Source organism: Mycobacterium sp. MS1601, from assembly GCF_001984215.1.
GTDB lineage: Bacteria > Actinomycetota > Actinomycetes > Mycobacteriales > Mycobacteriaceae > Mycobacterium.
Genome location: NZ_CP019420.1, coordinates 2971944 through 2990675 on the forward strand (window position 1 = coordinate 2971944; position 18732 = coordinate 2990675).

Here is an 18732-nt window from a genome sequence, read left to right on the forward strand (position 1 = left end):
GTAGCGAACTACTCTAGACCCGCCATAGTGACCAATGTCACACTCGTGGTGAAGGGGGTCGCCATGACTGCAACCATCGGACCGACCGGTTTGGCCCACCGCGAGAACGGAACGCCGCCGCCATACGTGCCGCTGTCGGAGGTCCGCCTGGACCAACTCGACTTCTGGGCCATGGACGACGATATCCGCGACGGCGCGTTCGCGACCCTGCGCCGCGAGGCTCCGATCACCTTCCACGAGGTGCCCGAGGTCCCGGGTTTCCCCACCGGCCCCGGACACTGGGCGCTGGCGTCGTACGAGCACGTCCACCACGCCAGCAGGCACCCCGACATCTTCAGCTCGGTGCCCACCTCCACCGCGCTCAACGACACCGCCGTCGAGCTCGCCGAGTTCCTCGGCTCGATGATCAACCTCGACGACCCCCGCCATCAACGCCTGCGCTGCATCGTCAACCGTGCCTTCACCCCGAAGGTGCTCACCCGCATCGAACAAAGCGTCCGTGACCGGGCGCGACGGCTGGTGGACACCTTGATCGCCGAGCATCCGGACGGGCAGGCCGACTTCGTGACGGCCATGGCGGGGCCGCTGCCGCTGCAGATCATCTGCGACATGATGGGCATTCCCGAGGAGGACGAGCCCAAGATCTTCCAGTGGACCACCGTCCTGCTGGGTGCCGGTGATCCCGAAGTGGCGCACGATTTCGAGGAAGTGGTGGCAGCGGGCACCAATCTTGCGATGTACGGGATCGAGCTGGCGGAGTCGCGGCGGGCGCAGCCCACCGAGGATCTGACGTCCAACCTGGTGCACGCCGAGGTCGACGGCGAAAGCCTGCATTCGGAGGAGATCGCCTCGTTCTTCATCCTGCTGTCGGCGGCCGGCAACGAGACCACTCGCAACGCGATGAGCCATGGCATGGTGGCGCTGTCGCGTTACCCCGAACAACGTGAGATCTGGTGGAACGACTTCGACGCCGTGGCCCCCACCGCAGTCGAGGAGATCGTCCGCTGGGCCTCGCCGGTGATCTTCATGCGCCGCAATCTCACCCGCGACATCGAACTGGGCGGCGTCGCCATGAAGGCCGGCGACAAGGTGTCCATGTGGTACAACTCCGCCAACCGTGACGAACGAAAGTTCGTCAATCCGTGGATGTTCGACGTGACCCGCGATCCCAACCCTCAACTGGGCTTCGGCGGTGGCGGAGTGCACTTCTGCCTGGGCGCGAACCTGGCGCGCCGAGAACTGCGGGTGGCGTTCGACGAGCTGCGCACGCGGGTGCCGGACATCGCCGCCGTCGAGGAACCGGCGATCCTCAAATCGGCCTTCATCCACGGGATCAAACGACTACCCGTGGCATGGACTCCGGTTACCTAGTCGGGAGGCGCGGTCGGTAGTTTTGCCGACGATGGCACTGCACCTTCACCGCGCTGAACGCACCGACCTGCTGGCCGACGGCCTCGGTGAACTGCTGAGTACGCCGCTGCCCGACCCGTTCGCCGAGGAACTGGTGCTGGTGCCCGCACGCGGTGTCGAGCGGTGGCTCAGCCAGCGTCTGGCCCACGTGCTGGGCCGTGGAGAACGCTCCGACGGGGTGTGCGCCGGGGTGGCGTTCCGCTCGCCTCGGTCCCTGATTGCGGAGATCACCGATACCGCCGACGAGGACCCCTGGGCCCCGGACGCACTGGTGTGGCCGCTGCTCGATGTCATCGACGCCAATCTCGACCAGCCGTGGTGTCGACCGCTGGCCACTCACCTCGGACACTTCGACAGCGGCGACGAAGCAGCGCTACGCCAGGGCCGCCGTTATGCCACCGCCCGCAGGCTGGCATCACTGTTCGCGTCCTACGCCGCCCAGCGGCCCCAGATGCTGGCCGAATGGAACCGCGGAGCCGGCACCGTCGACAGCGACCTCAGTTGGCAGCCCGAACTGTGGCGGGCACTGTGTGCGCAGATGCCCGTACCCACGCCGGTGCACCGACACGTCGACGCCTTGACCCGCCTGTATGACGCCCCCGCCCGCCTCCCGGAACGGCTGTCGCTGTTCGGGCACACCCGGTTGTCGACCACCGACCTGGAACTGCTGGAGGCGCTGGCCACCCACCACGACCTACACCTGTGGCTGCCGCACGCCAGTGACGCCCTGTGGGCCGCGTTCTCCGGTTCCCGCGGGTCGGTGCCGCGTGCTGTCGACGAAAGTCATCGTGACGCAAGGCATCCGCTGCTGGCCACCTTGGGCCGCGACCTGCGTGAACTGCGCCGCAGCCTGCCCGACGCGACCACCGATCAGCACTGTCCCGGAGTGGACCGGCCCGAGACCCTGCTCGGCTGGCTGCAGTCGGACATCGCCGCCAACGCCGTCGCCCCGAGGGGCCGCACCCTGGCCGACAACGACCACTCGGTCCAGGTGCACAGCTGCCACGGCGCCGCACGCCAGGTCGACGTGCTGCGAGAGGTGCTGCTGGGGCTGCTCGCCGACGACCCGACGCTGGAACCCCGCGACATCCTGGTGATGTGTCCGGATATCGAGACGTTTGCGCCGCTGATCGTCGCGGGCTTCGGCCTCGGTGAGGTGGCCGGCGACCTGCATCCGGCACACCGGTTGCGGGTGCGGCTCGCCGATCGTGCTCTGGTGCAGACCAATCCGTTGCTGGGAGTGGCCGACCAGGTTCTGACGCTGGCCGATGCCCGGGCCAGCGCCTCCGACGTGCTGAACCTGGCCGAAGCCGCTCCGGTGCGGGCCCGGTTCGGGTTCACCGACGACGACCTGGAATCGGTGACCGCGTGGGTGCGAGACTCCGGGATCCGCTGGGGGATCGACAAAGCCCACCGCGCACGCTTCGGTCTGGACGCCTACGTGCAGAACACCTGGCGGTTCGGCATCGACCGGGTGCTGGCCGGGGTGGCGATGTCCGACGACGCCCAGGCGTGGCTGTCCACCACCCTGCCGCTGGACGACGTGGGCTCCAACAAGGTCGAATTGGCGGGCAGGCTGGCCGAATTCGTGGACCGATTGACGACGGTGATCGACGGGCTGGCCGGGACGCGGCCGCTGCGGGAGTGGGTGGACACCTTGCGCGATGGGGTGGGGCTGCTCACCCGCGCCGACGGCGACGACAGCTGGCAGAGCGGGCAGCTGCAGCGCGAGTTCGCCGACATCCTGGACCGCGCCGCCAGTCATGCCGATATCCCTCTGCAGCTCAACGATGTTCGTGCACTACTGCACCGCCAGCTTGCGGGTCGACCCACCAGGGCAAACTTCCGCACCGGGACTCTGACGGTGTGCACCATGGTGCCCATGCGCTCCATCCCGCACCGGGTGGTGTGCCTGGTCGGGCTCGACGACGGGGTGTTTCCCCGCATCGACCTGGTGGACGGCGACGACGCGCTGGCGCGCCGGCCGATGACCGGCGAACGCGACATCCGGTCAGAAGACCGGCAACTGCTGCTCGACGCGGTGATGTCGGCCACCGAGAGGCTGGTGGTCACCTACACCGGCGCCGACGAGATCAGCGGGCACCGCCGCCCACCCGCGGTGCCGCTGGCCGAGGTGCTCGACGCCCTGGACCAGACCACGAGCGCACCTGTGCGGGACCGCATCCTGGTGACACATCCGTTGCAGCCCTTCGACATCCGCAACGTCACCCCGGGCGCACTCGGAGTCCCCACCCCGTTCACCTTCGACCCGACCGTGCTCACCGCCGCAACGGCGGCATCGGGTGCACTGACCGAATCTCGGCCGTTCCCGGACGGGCCGCTGTTGCCACGGGGCACCGGGGACATCGCCTTGGCAGATTTGATCTCGTTCGTGAAGAACCCGGTTCGCGGCTTCTTCCGCACCCTCGACATGGCGTTGCCCCGCGACGAGGACAGCATCGAGGATGCCATGCCCATCGAACTCGACGGGCTGCAGCGCTGGCAGGTTGGCGAGCAGATGCTGAGCGACCTGCGCGCCGGGAAAGACCAGCAGTGGGTGCTGCACTCCGAATGGCGCCGCGGCACACTGCCTCCCGGTCAGCTCGGCTGGCGACTGGCCAAGGGCATCCGCGACCAGGCCGAGATGCTGGCGCGGGCCGATGCCCCCTATCGTGAGCTGACACCACAAGCCGTGGACATCGACGTCGACCTCGGCGACGGCCGCAGGCTCACCGGCACCGTCACACCCGTGTACGGCACCACCGTGGTGGCCACCACCTTCTCGCGACTGGACGGCAGACACCTGCTGGAACCATGGGTGCGCATCCTGGCACTGGCCATGGCCGAGCCGGCGCACGACTGGACTGCGGTCTGCACCGGCCGGGCCGGCGAGGGTGTGTCGACCCGGATCCTCGGCGTGCCCGCCGAGGGGCCGCAAACTGCGCTGAAAGACCTTGTGGCCCTGTATGACCAGGGTCTCACCGAGCCGTTGCCGCTGCCGGTCCGCACGTCCTACACATGGGCCGAGAACCGGTTCCGCCACCGTGACCCGTGGCCTGCCGCGCAGCGCACCTGGCGGAACAAATACGGAGGCGACCAGGACGACGTCGCGCACATCCGGGTGTGGGGTGGACCGCCGGCGCCGTTCGCGGCGCTGACGGTCCCGCCACGTCCGGGTGAGGAGGTCGACGGTGAGGACACCCGGCTGGGGGCGTTCGCTGTCCGGCTGTGGTCGCCGTTGCTTGCTGCCGAGCGGAGGCGGCGATGATCGAACCTTTCGACCTGCTGGGTCCGCTGCCGCAACCGGAGTCGACGACCGTGCTGGAAGCCAGCGCAGGCACCGGCAAGACTTTTGTGCTGGCCGGCTTGGTCACCCGCTACCTGGCCGAGACCGACGCCACCCTCGACGACATGCTGCTGATCACCTTCAGTCGCGCGGCCACCGCGGAACTGCGAGAGCGCGTGCGTGAGCAGATCGTGGCCGTGGTCGCCGCGTTCGACGGGGCGCACGTGCACCGCACGGACCTGATTGCCCACCTGCTGACCGGTAGCCCCGAAGAGTTGGTGCTCCGCCAGGCTCGGCTGCGGAATGCGCTGGCGGAGTTCGACTCCGCCACCATCGCCACCACCCACGAGTTCTGCCGACTGGTACTGACCTCTCTCGGGGTGGCCGGTGACAGCGACGCCGGAGTGTCTCTGGTGGAGGACCTCGGTGAGCTGGTCCGCGAGATCGTCGACGACGTGTACCTGCGGCGTTTCGGAGGACAGGCCGACATTCCTCCCTTCGACCACGAGGCGGCCCTGAAACTGGCCAGGTCGGTGGTCGAGAAGGCCGGCACCGAACTGCGCCCGGTTGAAGCCGACCCGGGATCGCTGGCACATGCCCGGGTCGAGTTCGCCCGGGATGTGCTGACTGAGTTGGAGGTTCGCAAACGTCGGCTCGGTATCCTGCACTTCGACGACCTGCTGTCCCGGCTCGCCGACGCACTGGAGCCGGACGATTCGCCGGCCCGGCAGCGGATGCGGCGACGCTGGCGCATCGTGATGATCGACGAGTTCCAGGACACCGACCCGGTGCAGTGGCAGGTGGTGGACCGTGCCTTCCGCGGTCACGCCACCCTGGTCCTGATCGGTGACCCCAAACAGTCCATCTACGCGTTCCGCGGTGGTGACATCGATGCCTATCTCGAGGCGTCACGCACTGCCGGAAAGAAATTCACCCTTGCCACCAACTGGCGCAGCGACAGCGCGCTGGTGGAGCGGTTGCAGGCGGTGCTGCGCGGCGCTGCGCTTGGTGACCCGGAGATCGTCGTGCACGATGTCGACGCCGCGCACGTCGGGCACCGACTGGCCGGCGCACCGCACAATGCACCGTGGCGGTTACGCGTGGTCTCCCGTGACACGCTGGGGTATTCACGCACCCAGAACATCCCCATCGAAGAGGTGCGCAACCACGTCACCGCCGACATGGCCGCCGATATCGCCGCCACGCTGACCTCCGGGGCCACCTTCGACGGCCGACCGCTGCGTGCTGGTGACCTGGCGGTGATCGTGGAGAGCCATGCCGACGCCCGCCGCTGCCAGAGCGCGCTGGCGGACGTGGGTGTGGCGGCGGTGTACACCGGTGACTCCAACATCTTCGCCTCGGAGGCTGCTGCCGAATGGTTGACGCTGCTCAACGCCTTCGACCAGACCCACCGCAGCTCGCTGGTGCGCGCCGCGGCCGCCACATCGTTCTTCGGATATACAGTCGAAGACCTTGCCCAACAAGGTGAGTCGCTCACCGACCGAGTGGCCGCGACCATCCGGCAGTGGACCGACCATGCCCGCGAACGGGGTATCGCCGCGGTGTTCGAAGCCGCGAACGTCGCCGGGCTGAGCCGACGGGTGTTGGGCCGTCGCGGCGGTCAGCGGCTGATGACCGACCTGGCGCATGTCGGCGAACTGCTACTCGACGTAGCGCACCAGCGCAGGCTCGGTATACCCGCGTTGCGGGACTGGCTACGGGAGCAGTGCACCGACGGAGGGTCGAAAGCCCGTATTGCCGAACGTAACCGGCGCCTGGACAGCGATGCCGCCGGCGTACAGATCATGACGGTGTGGGCCAGCAAGGGACTGCAGTTCCCGATCGTCTACCTGCCGTTTCATTTCAACCGCTACGTCGGTACCGATGATGTGGTTACCTACCACGACGAGCACGGCCGCCGCTGCACGTTCATCGGCGGGGAGACGGCCCGCGACTTCGGTGATGCCGCCGACGCTGCCCGCGCCGAGGACACCCAGGAGCGGCTGCGCCTGGCCTACGTTGCGCTCACCCGGGCGCAGTCGCAGGTGATCACCTGGTGGGCGCCCACCAAAGACGAGGTGAACGCCGGCCTTTCACGACTACTACGTGGTCGCGGCAAGGGTGATGCCGAGGTGCCCGACATCTGCGGGCGCGGCATCTCCGATACCGAGGCCTTGGCCTGCTTCGGCGCCTGGTCGGAACTGGGCGGCCCGGTGGTGGAGGAATCGGTGATCGGCGTGGCACCGGCGGTCCCGGTCGCCGAGTGCCGCACCGATCTCGCGGTGCGGCATTTTCACCGGGCCATCGACACCGGTTGGAGGCGCACGTCGTACTCGGGACTCATCCGGGCGGCCTGGACCGAGCCTGGAGGTGTCGGAAGCGAACCGGAAGTTGCTGCCAAAGACGATGAGGTGGAGGAGGTTCCGGTGACACCGGCCGCGGCGGTGGGAGCCGGCGTCATCTCCCCCATGGACGCGCTCCCCGGCGGGACGGCCTTCGGATCCCTGGTGCACGCGGTCCTGGAGACCGCGAACCCGGACGCCGAGGACCTGGCGGCCGAACTGGCTGCCGAGGTGGACCGGCACTCGTCGTGGTGGGGTGTGGAGGCGACGGCGCAGGAGGTGGCCGACGCGCTGGTTGCGGTCCACGCGACGCCGCTGGGTCCCCTGGCGCCCGGAGCCACCCTGCGTGATGTGCCTCTGTCAGATCGACTGTGCGAGATGGAGTTCGAGATGCCGCTGGCCGGCGGCGACGTCGGTTGTGGTGTGGAGCCGACTCTTGCTGACGTCGGTGTGCTGGTGCGGCGCCATCTACCCACGGGGGATCCGATGGCGGTGTACGCCGAGCGGCTCGCCGGGCCGTTGCTCGGCGGGCAGTCGCTGCGCGGGTATCTCAGCGGCTCCATCGACGCGGTGCTGCGGATCCGTGACGGCGACGACGTTCGCTACCTGGTGGTGGACTACAAGACCAACCGCCTGGGCGATGCGAGCCGGCCGCTGACCGCCGCCGACTACGCCCCTGACCAGCTGGCCGCTGCGATGGTGCACTCCGACTACCCGCTGCAGGCGCTGCTGTACTGTGTTGTGCTGCACCGATTCCTGCGGTGGCGCCAACCCGGGTACCAGCCCGAGCGGCATCTGGGCGGCGTTTTGTACCTGTTCCTGCGCGGGATGTGCGGCGCTGACACTCCGGCCTACGACGGGCACCCCGCGGGGGTGTTCAGCTGGCTGCCTCCCGCGGCGCTGGTGATCGCCATCTCGGATCTGCTGGACGGGGTGACTCAGTGACCGTCGAGGACATCTACGACTGGCGGCGCGTCAACGGCGCCCGGGGACTGCTGCACGAGTTCAACAACGCCGGTGTGCTCGAAGCCGCGGATGTCCACGTGGCGATGCGGCTGACGCAACTGGCCGGTGAGACAGATGAGACCGTGGCGCTGGCAGCCGCTTTGGCGGTCCGCGGGTTGCGTTACGGGTCGGTGTGTGTGGATCTGTCCACTGTCGCGGCGGACACCGAGGTCGATGTGCCGTGGCCGGAGATCTCGGCGTGGCTGAGCGCGGTGCGGGCCAGCCCGCTGCTGGGCACCCCGCCGGTACTGCGACTGTTCGGCGACCACCTGCTGTACCTGGACCGCTACTTCCGTGAGGAAGAGCAGGTGTGTGCCGATCTGCTGGCCACCCGCGGCCAGAAGGTGCCGGTGGATGCAGCGGCGCTGACGGCCGGACTGGACCGGGTGTTCCCGGCGCAGAAGTTCCCCGAACAGCGGGCCGCTGCGCAGATTGCGCTGTCGCAGTGGACGACTGTGCTCACCGGCGGTCCGGGCACCGGCAAGACCACCACGGTGGCCGGCCTGTTGGCCCTGCTGGCCGAGCAAGCCGAATTGACCGGGCGAACCAGGCCGCGGATCGCGCTGGCCGCCCCTACCGGCAAGGCGTCGGCCAGGTTGCAGCAGGCGGTCCAGACGCAGATCGACCACCTCGAACCCCAGGACCGGGCACGACTGTCCGGTCTGCACGCCGTCACCCTGCACCGGCTGCTGGGACGCTCGCGGAAGAACTCCGGCAGATTCGAGCACAACCGGTCCAACCGGCTGCCGTACGACGTCATCGTCGTCGACGAGACGTCGATGGTACCGCTGACCATGATGGCCCGGCTGCTCGAATCCATCCGTCCGGCAACACGGTTGATCCTCGTCGGCGATCCCGACCAACTGGCCTCGGTGGAGGCCGGGGCGGTGCTGGCCGACCTGGTGGACGGGCTCGGTGCGCGCGGCGACCTGCAGGTTGCCGCGTTGCACACGTCGCACCGGTTCGGCGAGTCCATCGGTGCCCTGGCCGACGCGGTGCGACGCGGAGACGGTGACGAGGTGCTGTCCGTGCTGCGCTCCGGCAATGAGCACATCGAGTACCTCGAGGAGCCGTCCACGCAGCTGCGTGACGTCCTGGTGGGACACGCTCTGGATGTGCGGGCCGCCGCACTGCGGGGAGAGTCGCAAGCGGCGCTGTCGGCCTTGGATTCTCACCGGTTGCTGTGTGCACACCGCGACGGCCCGCACGGCGTGCGGCACTGGAACCGGCAGATCGAGCGCTGGCTGTCCGAGGAAACCGGCGAGGGTCGCTGGGCTGATTGGTATGCCGGGCGACCGGTGCTGGTCACCGAGAACGACTACGGGCTGCGGCTGTACAACGGTGACACCGGTGTGACGGTGCGCGACGGCGATCACCTGCGGGTGGTGATCGGCGGTGCTGCCGGCATGGCGGACTTCTCGACCAGCCGACTCGCCGATGTCGAGACCATGCACGCCATGACCATTCACAAGAGTCAGGGCAGTCAGGCTGACGAGGTGACGGTGCTGTTGCCGCCGGAGGACTCGCGGCTGCTGACCCGAGAGTTGTTCTACACCGCCATCACCCGCGCCAAGATGCGGGTACGGGTGGTGGGCACCGAGGCCGGGGTGCGGGCGGCGCTGGACCGTCGCGTGGTGCGGGCGACGGGTTTGCGTCAGCGCCTGGCTGACTGAGCTGCTCGACACGTAAACAGTTGCGACGACACGCCGCCCAACGGCGCAACCGTTTACGTGTCGAGACACGGAACACGAAAGCGGCCCCTGCCTATGCAGGGGCCGCTTGTCGTGCGGTCAGATCAGGCGGCAGGCTGCGGCGCGTTGAGCACCTTCTGCATGTCCGGAATCATCTGCTGCAACTGCTGGCCCCAGTAGCCCCAGCTGTGGGTGCCGTTGGACGGGAAGTTGAAGACACCGTTGCGGCCGCCCGAGCCGATGTACTTGTCGCGGAAGGCCAGGTTGGTGCGCAAGGTGAAGCCCTCCAGGAACTGCGCGGCCATCAGGTTGCCGATGTTGCCCGCGGCATCCAGGTCCGACGGGCTACCGGTGCCGCAGTAGATCCAGATGCGGGTGTTGTTGGCCACCAGGCGCTCGATGTTGACCATCGGGTCATTGCGCTTCCACGCCGGATCCGAGGACGGACCCCACATGCTGTTGGCGTTGAAGCCGCCGGCATCGTTCATCGCCATCCCGATCAGCGTCGGCCACCAACCCTCGGACGGGTTCAGGAAGCCCGACAGCGAGGCGGCGTAGATGAACTGCTGCGGATGCCAGATGGCCAGCGTCAGCGAGGCGGAACCCGCCATCGACAGACCGACGGCCGCATTACCGGTCCGCGAGATGCCACGGTTGGCCTCCAGCCAAGTGGGCAGCTCCTGAGTCAGGAACGTCTCCCACTTGTAGGTGTAGTTCTGGCCGTTGCCCTGCGACGGCTGGTACCAGTCGGCGTAGAAGCTGGACTGCCCGCCCACCGGCATGATCGCCGACAGACCCGAGTTCTCGAACCACTCGAACGCGGGGGTGTTGATGTCCCAGCCGTTGAAGTCGTCCTGGGCACGCAGGCCGTCGAGCAGGTAGACGGCCTTGTTGCCGCCCGGTTGGAATTGGATCTTGATGTCGCGTCCCATCGACGGGGACGGCACCATGAGGTACTCGACGGGAAGACCTGGCCGGGAGAAGGCCCCGGCGGTCGCCGACCCACCGGCGAACCCGATCAGGCCGGGCAGCGCGGCGGCTGCGACGCCTGCGACCGCCAGCCGCTTTGCCGTCCCGCGCAACTTCTCTACGAACTTCACGACTGGGCTCCTCCATGACTCAGTGACTTACAAGCTTGTTACTCGTGTGACGAAAGTGAATCATGTGGTTTCCGGTCGCACCGCCCGGGAAACCCGTTTCGGCTGTCGCGGTTGGACAACGATTGGGTGTCTGCCCGGAGGCCCAATCGTCACCCGGTTGTTACCGGCACCGGGCGCGTCGGCCCCGGTCAAGGCCTCAGTGGTGCGCGAGTGCCGCGGTGGCGCGCCGGTGGCCCACCAGTTCGTAACCGAGCACCGTCACGGCCGGGGCCAGGGTGACAACAAGCAGGCAGATGGCCATATCCACGCCCGCGGCGGCCATTGCCACCGCTGCCCCCAACACCACCGCGGTCAGTGCCAGCAATGCCGCATGGAAGAGGTGGAACCTGCCTACCAGCAGGATGTACAGCGCGCAGATCAAGAGCAGATAAACGCCCACCGGAATGGCCACCGACAACACCGTCGACATCGAATCCAGCGTCGAATGGTGCTCCAGGTAGTACGCCGCGGCGTGTAGTCCGGCGCCGGTGGCGACGATGGAACCGAACACGAGGATGTGCGAATAGCCCCACGGGAACGAGCGCTCGCGGTTGGCGTGCAGCAGATCCGCGGTGGGGATGACGAAGTACACCCACCACATGCCGAAGGTCAGCCCGATGCCGGCGATGGTCACCGACACCGCGTCGAAGGTCCACCCCTGCTCGTGCACCACGGCGGTCAGCGATGCGACCGTGCCGATGACGCCCTCACCCAAGGCGATGATCACCAGCAGGCCGTACCGCTCGGCGATGTGGTGCGGGTGCCAGGGGGTGCCGCCCATCCGCTTCTCGGCCAGCCACGGTCCCGACATCTCCACAAGTGTCATCAGACCCACCAACAGGAACGTCACGGGCACTGAGGTATTGAGGATGATGACCGCGATCCAGCCCACCTGCGCGACGGTGATCGAGATGGCGTAGGTCAAGCATGCCCGGCGACGGGTCGGGTCTTGCCGGGCCGCGCGCAGCCATTGCAGGATCATCGCCACCCGCATCACCACATAGCCGGCCACCATGACGCGGTTGTCGACGTGGCTTCCCTCGTAGATGGAGGAGAACACCGGCGGAATGCCCAGTGCCAGAACAACAACGCCCACCATCTGCAGCATGGTGGTCAGCCGGTACGCCCAGTCGTCGGTGTCGTAGGCAGAGGCGAACCAGCTGAAGTTGATCCACGCCCAGCTGATGGCGAACGTGGAGAAGGCGAAACCGATCAGCCCGGTGCCGACGTGGTTCTCCGCCAGCATGTGTGCCAGCTCCGACGCCGACACCCCGAAGGCGATGACGAACGTCAGGTCGAACAACAACTCCAGCGGAGTGGCCACGCGGTGCGCCTCGTGCGGGTCGCGCCCGGACATCACTTTCAGACGATGAGCAGGTGTGATCACCGGGTCATGGTGCCAGGTGACGCTGTCAATCGCGCCCGGATCGCCGGGGCCGCCTCGTCAAACGGTGGAGGAGTCCGGTACGGGAATCAGGCGCTTCCCACGTCCTCCGGTTCGGGATCGGGCCTGCTCCAGCCCAGGATCATCGCCGGTGAGCAGCCACCGGCCAGTAGTGCCGTCAGCGCCATCAATCCACCTGCGTACGCCATGTTCTGATCGGCGCCTCCGGTGATCACCGAACCGAAGATCAGGTAGAAGGCCACCAGCAACACCAAATTCTGGGTGATGGTCAGCCCGATGGAGCGGGCGCTGTTGCGCTGGGCGATCTCGAACTCGTCGAGGACTCCCTCAGGGGCGTCGCCTCGTCGTCCTGAGACGATCTGCAGAGCAATCCACAGCGGCAAGAATGCCAGGCAGGCCGGCAACCACAGCAGCGGAGCCCACTGCACGCCGAAGGCGCACATGACACTCACCACGGCCATGAACGCGAGCGTCGCCGCCAATGCGCCGACCAGCAGTCGCCTTCGGCTGCGGGTTCGCCAACCGGGCAGCGAATTCGCCCATGTGCGTTCATGTTTGAGGAATCGTGCGGTGCGGTAGGTCTGGTAGCGGTCAAGCAGTTCGGTCATCGGATTCGCCTCCTCTGGCGGGGGTGCGTCGGTATACCTCGGCGGACAGCGGTGTGAACGCGGTGCGTGAGAAGACCGCCTCGACAGGCAGGTCGAACACGTCGCAGATGCGGAACGCCAGGTCCAGGCTGGGGTAGTGATCGCCTCGTTCCAGCGCGCCGACGGTCTGCGGATTGACCTCGATGAGGTCCGCCAGGTCGGCCCGGCTCATGCCACGCTCGGCGCGCAGCACGCGGATTCGGTTGTGGATGGGGAGAGCATTTCCCCGCTTCACCGGACTCACACAAACAAGTGTTGGGAAAACCCAACGATTTGTCAATCCTGGACTATTCGGAGGTGGGGGTCAGTCGCGCTCCAGCACCGTCACCGCAGGATCCTCGAGGAAGATCGCCCGCGTGCCGGACTGGCGGGCCTTGCCCGTCAGCCGAAGCTGTTGTCCCACTGCGAGATCGTCACCGCGGCCCAGGTTGAACAGCACGTTGAGCTCGCCGCTGTCGTCACCGAGCACAAGAATCCGCAGGGGTTCGCCGTCGCGCACCTTCTCCTCGATGCGCAGCACCTCGCCCTCGACGGTGGCCTGCAGGCCGCTGACCAGATTGTCGACGGTGATCACCTGAGGGGTGGTGGCAGGCCGCTCGGCTTCGGGCTTGCCCTCGACCCGAGACTGCACCTTCTCCAGTTCCCGGGTGATGCGTTCCTCGAAACGGTCGGGGAACGTCTGGCGGATCTTGGACCTCACGTCGTAGGGCACGATGGTGGCCACCGCGAAAGGTAGTCGGCTGACCGCCCGCGCGATCCGGTCTGCCGTGCGGTCGTGCAGGAAGAACCCGATCAGCGGTGCGTAACTACGTCGCGGCAGCAACATCGTCACCATGGTTCCCGGCTGCTCGTTGGCTGCTGCGGTGACGAGTTCCTGTGCGGCCCTGATCAATCGGCGATCGGGGCACTCGATGATGCGCAGCGGGGTCTGCATGCCGAAGTACACCCACTTCTTGAGCAGCAGCTCAGTGTGTGCCTCGTCGATGTTGAAGTGCACGGCGGTGAACTCGTCGGCCTCCAGCCCGCGACCGTAGCGCAGCGCCTCCAACGACGCCAGATCCAGCGACGCCACCAATACGAAGACTCGTAACCGTTCGTAGTCCTGCATCGGGCTCCTGCCGCGGACGGACTCCAGAATTGCTGCCTCGGCGCGGTATTCGCGGTTCAGACGCATCAGGATGAACACCAGGATCGGGAAGATCACCACCACCAGCCACGCGCCCTCGGTGAACTTGGCGATCGCGAAGATCAGCACCACGATTGTCGACACCACACCGGCTGACAAGCAGATGGCGAACTTGTGGCGCCAGGAGCCTTCGCGGTGCGCGTGATGATGCTTGGCCATACCGAAGCCGGCCATGGCGAAGCCGGTGAACACGCCGATGGCGTAGAACGGCACCAGGGCGCTCACCGATCCGCCGGTGCCGATCAGCAGCGCCACCGACAGCACGGTCAGCAGGATGATGCCGTTGGAGAACACCAGTCGGTGGCCACGCTTGGCCAACTGGCGTGGCAGGAACCGGTCTTCGGAGACGTAGTTGGCCAGTGCCGGGAAACCGTTGAAGCTGGTGTTGGCTCCGGTGAACAAGATGAGCGCCGTGGAAATCTGGACCAACCCGTACAAGATGTGGCCCACCGCGCCGTGACCGAAGACGGCGCGGGCGATCTCCGAGAGCACCGATGGATAACCGGCCGTGTATGGGGTGGCGTAGGTGGCCCACGCCAGAAACGCCACACCTGCCAACAGGAAGAACAGCACCGACGCCATCACGATGATGACCTTGCGGGCGTTGCGGCCCGCGGGTTCGTGAAAGGCTCCGACGGTGTTCGAGATCGCCTCGACGCCGGTGAGCGAGGCACCGCCATTGGCGAAGGCCCGCAGCAGCACCAGCACTGTCGCACCCATGATCATGCCGTCGGCGTGCTCTACCGGGACGGCGCCGACGATGGTCGTCGGGTCGTACTTCGGCAGCCCCCAGATCAGGTGGCGCACCACGCCGGTGACGATCATCGTCGTCATCATCACGATGAAGAAGTACGTCGGGACCGCGAACGGCCGGCCGGCCTCCTTGAGCCCGCGCAGGTTCACAAAGCACATCGCCAACACGATGCCGACGGTGATCTCGAGGCTGTACGGCCCGAGTACCCGGATGGCGGAGACGACGGCGACGGTGCCCGCGGCGGCCTGCACCGCGACGGTGACGACGTAGTCGATCATCAGCGCAGCGGCGGCCACCTGGGCCACCCGGGGGCCGAAGTTGTCGCGCGCCACCACATACGAACCGCCCGCTTTGGTGTACTTCATCACCACCTGGCAGTAGGCGGCGGCCACCAACACCAGGATGCACAGGATGGCCGCGGTGATGGGCAGCAACAGTGCGAACGACGCCAACGCCGCATACGGCAGCAACTCGACCAGCACTACCTCGGTGCCGTACGCACTGGAGGAGATGGCGTCCGGTGAAAGCACGCCGAGGGCAACCCGATTCGAGAGCTTCTCGTCCTTGAGCTGATCGGTGACCAGAGGCTTGCCCAGGAAGAGGCGCTTGAGGCTGTACCCGATGGATGGCGGGAGCGGGGGTGGGACGTAATTGGGCAGGGCCGCTTTGGCCGGGGACGCCTCGTTCACCGCCACATTCTGACGCCTCCAGTGATTTGCTGCGACCGTTTGTGACTCGATCGAAAAGACGGCGTCTCCCGCTGCTGTTGCACACCGCGTGAAGTGGGGATTCCACGAGGGTGAGCTCGCGGCGCAGCATGTGGCGGGAGTGGCGCTGCAGGCGCAGCGACTCGAGGGGATGCTGGCCCCGGCCGACCTGTCCGGCGGTGCGCAGAAGTTCCTGAGCCTACGCAGTTATGCGGTGTTGACCAGTCGTTGGCGGCACCGCCCGGATTCCTGGACGCCCACGGCGATGTCCTGCAGATCGCGACGGCACCGCGAACCAACGACCCGCTGCATGCCCTGCCCGCCGAGCGGTTGGTGGTTCATGTGGATCAGGCTTACGGCAACTGCCCGCAGCACATCCATCCGCACGATCTGGCCTACGGCACCGGCGCCACGGTGCAGATGTCGGGCACCGCCCATGTGCCGTGGTCACCGCAGCGGCGGGTCGAATTCGTGGTGCGGCACGTGGTCGACGGGCTCTCAGCGCACCAGCCGGCGTAGCAACGCCGAGGCCACGGCGATGCCAAGGACCGCTGCCGCCACCAGCACCCCGATGTCCAGTGCCATGTTCGACGGCGTACCGATCAGCAGCCCCCGCAACGCATTCACCTCGTAGCTCAGCGGGTTCACCGCGGACAGCCACCGCAGCCACTGCGGCATGATGTCCACCGGGTAGAGCGCGTTGGAGGCGAAGAACAACGGCATGGTGATTGCCTGGCCGATCCCCATCAACCGATCGCGGTTGCGCACCAGCCCCGCCAGCGAGATGGACAAGCAGGAGAAGAACACCGCGCCCAGCACCACCACGGCCATGGCGGCCAGGATCTTCAGCGGGTTCGTGGTGAGCGCGACACCCATCAGGTAGGCAATGACGAGCACGCCGATCACCTGTGCCACCGAACGCACCCCCGCCGCGAACGACTTTCCCGCCACCAGTGCTGATGCTGGAGCGGGGGTGACCATGAGCTTGGCCAGCACCCCGGCGTCGCGTTCCCACACGATCTGGATGCCGTAGAAGATCGAGATGAACAGCGCTGACTGCGCGATGATGCCGGGCGCCAGGAACGCCAGATAGGACACCGAGCCGGTGTCTATGACGTCGAGATGGCTGAAGGTCTGCCCGAAGATCAGCAGCCAGAGCGCCGGCTGCACCATCCGGGTGATCAGCTCGGAGCGGTCATGGCGCAGCTTCTGCAGCTCGACGAGGGCGAACGTGCCCATCCGCAGGGCGATTCCGCGCAGCCGTCGCACCCCTCGCGGTGCCAGCACCAGTTCAGTTGCCACGGCGCGCCGTCCTTCGGCTGGAGCGGATCTCTTTGAGGCCCTGCGGGGAGGTGTCATCGAGAGCCGAGCCGGCGTAATGGCGGAACACGTCTTCCAGAGTGGCTGTGGGACCGACGGTTTCCTTGAGGTCACCGGGGGTGCCGACGGCTTGCAGTTTCCCGTGGTGCAACAGCGCCACCCGGTCACACAGGGCGTCGGCCTCCTCCATGTAGTGGGTGGTGAGCAGCACGGTCATGCCGAATTGGTCCTGCATCTTCTGCACCTGGTTCCACACCCCGTCGCGAGCGATGGGATCCAGGCCCACGGTGGGTTCGTCGAGGATCAGCAGGGACGGCCGGTTCACCAGTGCCTGGGCGAGCTCGAGACGACGCACCATTCCGCCGGAGTACGTGCTGGCCAGCGCATCGGCGACGTCGAGGAGGTTCATCGCGGCCAGCGCATCGTCCACCCTGGCTCTGCGCCGTCGACGCGGCACGTCATAGAGACGGGCGAACCATTCGACGTTCTGCCGGCCCGTCAGCGCCGACTCGATCGAGAGTTGCTGCGGCACATAGCCGATGTTGTAGCGGATGTCCATGGTGTCACGGCGGGCGTCCAAGCCGAAAATGGAGACGTCGCCGTGCTGGACGGGCGTCAGGGTGGTCAGTACCCGTACCGCGGTGGTCTTCCCGGCGCCGTTGGGGCCCAGCAGTCCCAGCGTCTCGCCCGGTTCGGCGGTCAGCGTCAGATCATCGACGGCGGTGAACTTGCCGTACCGGTGAGTGAGGTGGCGGCAGTCGATCGCGGGAGTCATGGCTCACGCTCGGCCAGTAGTTGTGTCATCTTGGTCAGAACCTCTAATCCTGCTGTCAGCGAGGCGATCTCTTGCTCGTCGAGTTCGGCGAGAACGTCTGCCATGACCGCGTGTCGGGCGGCGCGGGAGGCGTCGGCAAGCTGCTGGGCCGGTTCGGTCAGCTGCAGTCGGCCTATGCGGCGGTCTGTCGGGTCGGGTACGCGGACCAGCAGATCATCGGCGGCGAGCTTGGAGACCAGGGTGGACGTGGTGTTGGCCGCCAGACCGAGTTCAGCGGCGGCCTGGCTGACCGAGATTCCCGGTCGGCGTCCGACCAGGCGCAGCAGTTCGGCCTGTGATTCGGTGCGGCCGGCGGCGAAGCTTCGATCTGTTGAACGGCCTGCCGAGCGTCGCACCTGGCGCTTGAACCGCCCGACAGTACCGAACAGCGCGCTGGTCAGATCGGTACTGGAGTCCACCCGACCAAGATACCTCTGCTGCAGAGCTATCTCGGCGGCAGGTTGTGCAGTGTCACGCCGCCAAGTACGCCATCGGCGACTGTGGTGGTCATATACGTGCAGAACGGCTGTCTGCGCCGATCGGTGGGGGAGCCGGGATTGAGCAGCCTGAGCGGCCGGGCACCTGCCCGAGAGACAGTGGTGTCCCACGGGATGTGGCTGTGGCCGAACACCAGCACATCGGTGCCCGGATACTCGCGTGCCATTCGCGCGTCGCGGCCCTGCGCGCCGCCGGTCTCGTGGACGACGGTGAACTGCACCCCGGCAAGCGTCACGTCGTGACGCTCCGGAAGGCGCGCGCGCAGGTCAGGGCCGTCGTTGTTGCCCCAGCAGCCGACCAGCCTGCGTGCTCGTGCCTCCAGGGCGTCCAACAGGGCCACATTCACCCAGTCGCCGGCATGGAACACCACGTCCGCGGTGTCTACCTCGTTCCACACCTGCGCGGGCAGGTCTTTGGCTCGTTTGGGCAGGTGAGTGTCGGCGATCAGCAGCAGGTGCATTCACTCATTCTCGGCGGGAGCCTCGACGCCGTCCGCGCGGGACGCGGCCACAAGACCTCGGGCCGGGA

The 18732-nt window shown here is 67.1% G+C and carries 14 protein-coding genes; 5 read left to right on the forward strand and 9 right to left on the reverse strand.

Going from position 1 to position 18732, the window contains the following annotated elements; translation table 11 throughout:
* Positions 1–63: 63 nt before the first annotated feature.
* From BVC93_RS14525 to recD, 4 genes are all read left to right on the forward strand, one after another.
* On the forward strand, positions 64–1371 hold the full coding sequence (locus BVC93_RS14525) for a cytochrome P450 (RefSeq protein WP_083741054.1): 1308 nt from the start codon (positions 64–66) through the stop codon (positions 1369–1371).
* Between the two features lie 31 nt (positions 1372–1402).
* On the forward strand, positions 1403–4678 hold the full coding sequence (gene recC, locus BVC93_RS14530; protein WP_083738081.1) for an exodeoxyribonuclease V subunit gamma: 3276 nt from the start codon (positions 1403–1405) through the stop codon (positions 4676–4678).
* Positions 4678–7983, forward strand: coding sequence for a UvrD-helicase domain-containing protein (locus BVC93_RS14535; protein ID WP_083741056.1), 3306 nt, complete (start codon positions 4678–4680; stop codon positions 7981–7983). The genes recC and BVC93_RS14535 overlap by 1 nt, the downstream gene beginning before the upstream one ends.
* 104 nt (positions 7984–8087) lie before the next feature.
* Positions 8088–9716, forward strand: coding sequence for an exodeoxyribonuclease V subunit alpha (gene recD / locus BVC93_RS14540; RefSeq protein WP_236950445.1), 1629 nt, complete (start codon positions 8088–8090; stop codon positions 9714–9716).
* Between the two features lie 122 nt (positions 9717–9838).
* On the opposite strand, the gene BVC93_RS14545 is transcribed toward recD, so the two are convergent.
* The 5 genes from BVC93_RS14545 to BVC93_RS14565 all read right to left on the reverse strand — a co-directional run bounded on the left by BVC93_RS14545 (position 9839) and on the right by BVC93_RS14565 (position 15554).
* Positions 9839–10834 (reverse strand): esterase family protein, encoded by a 996-nt coding sequence (locus BVC93_RS14545; protein WP_083738082.1) that lies wholly within the window; start codon positions 10832–10834, stop codon positions 9839–9841.
* A gap of 196 nt (positions 10835–11030) precedes the next feature.
* Positions 11031–12230 (reverse strand): low temperature requirement protein A, encoded by a 1200-nt coding sequence (locus BVC93_RS14550; RefSeq protein WP_083741057.1) that lies wholly within the window; start codon positions 12228–12230, stop codon positions 11031–11033.
* 116 nt (positions 12231–12346) lie between these two features.
* Positions 12347–12886 carry a hypothetical protein gene (locus tag BVC93_RS14555; protein ID WP_083738083.1) on the reverse strand — a complete coding sequence of 180 codons (540 nt, stop codon included), beginning with the start codon at positions 12884–12886 and terminating at the stop codon, positions 12347–12349.
* Positions 12870–13169 carry a helix-turn-helix transcriptional regulator gene (locus BVC93_RS14560; protein WP_083738084.1) on the reverse strand — a complete coding sequence of 100 codons (300 nt, stop codon included), beginning with the start codon at positions 13167–13169 and terminating at the stop codon, positions 12870–12872. Before BVC93_RS14560 ends, BVC93_RS14555 begins: the two co-directional genes overlap by 17 nt.
* A 60-nt stretch (positions 13170–13229) precedes the next feature.
* Positions 13230–15554 carry an amino acid permease gene (locus tag BVC93_RS14565; RefSeq protein ID WP_442929053.1) on the reverse strand — a complete coding sequence of 775 codons (2325 nt, stop codon included), beginning with the start codon at positions 15552–15554 and terminating at the stop codon, positions 13230–13232.
* Positions 15555–15800: 246 nt separating this feature from the next.
* On the opposite strand from BVC93_RS14565, the gene BVC93_RS14570 reads away from it, so the two are divergent.
* A complete protein-coding gene (locus BVC93_RS14570) occupies positions 15801–16091 on the forward strand; it encodes a hypothetical protein (RefSeq protein ID WP_083738085.1) in 291 nt (96 codons plus the stop codon).
* On the opposite strand, the gene BVC93_RS14575 is transcribed toward BVC93_RS14570, so the two are convergent.
* Genes BVC93_RS14575 through BVC93_RS14590 form a run of 4 tightly spaced genes read right to left on the reverse strand, consistent with a single transcriptional unit; the run spans position 16071 to position 18664 of the window.
* Positions 16071–16931: an ABC transporter permease gene (locus BVC93_RS14575; RefSeq protein WP_192860326.1), complete on the reverse strand. Its 861-nt coding sequence runs from the start codon at positions 16929–16931 to the stop codon at positions 16071–16073. The genes BVC93_RS14570 and BVC93_RS14575 overlap by 21 nt on opposite strands.
* The gene (locus BVC93_RS14580; protein ID WP_083738086.1) at positions 16864–17667 is read right to left on the reverse strand and encodes an ATP-binding cassette domain-containing protein; all 804 of its coding nucleotides are present in this window, start codon (positions 17665–17667) and stop codon (positions 16864–16866) included. The genes BVC93_RS14575 and BVC93_RS14580 overlap by 68 nt, the downstream gene beginning before the upstream one ends.
* Positions 17664–18125, reverse strand: a complete 462-nt coding sequence (locus tag BVC93_RS14585) for a MarR family winged helix-turn-helix transcriptional regulator (protein ID WP_083738087.1) — start codon at positions 18123–18125, stop codon at positions 17664–17666. The genes BVC93_RS14580 and BVC93_RS14585 overlap by 4 nt, the downstream gene beginning before the upstream one ends.
* Before the next feature lie 26 nt (positions 18126–18151).
* Positions 18152–18664, reverse strand: a complete 513-nt coding sequence (locus tag BVC93_RS14590) for a metallophosphoesterase family protein (RefSeq protein WP_083738088.1) — start codon at positions 18662–18664, stop codon at positions 18152–18154.
* Positions 18665–18732 lie beyond the last annotated feature (68 nt).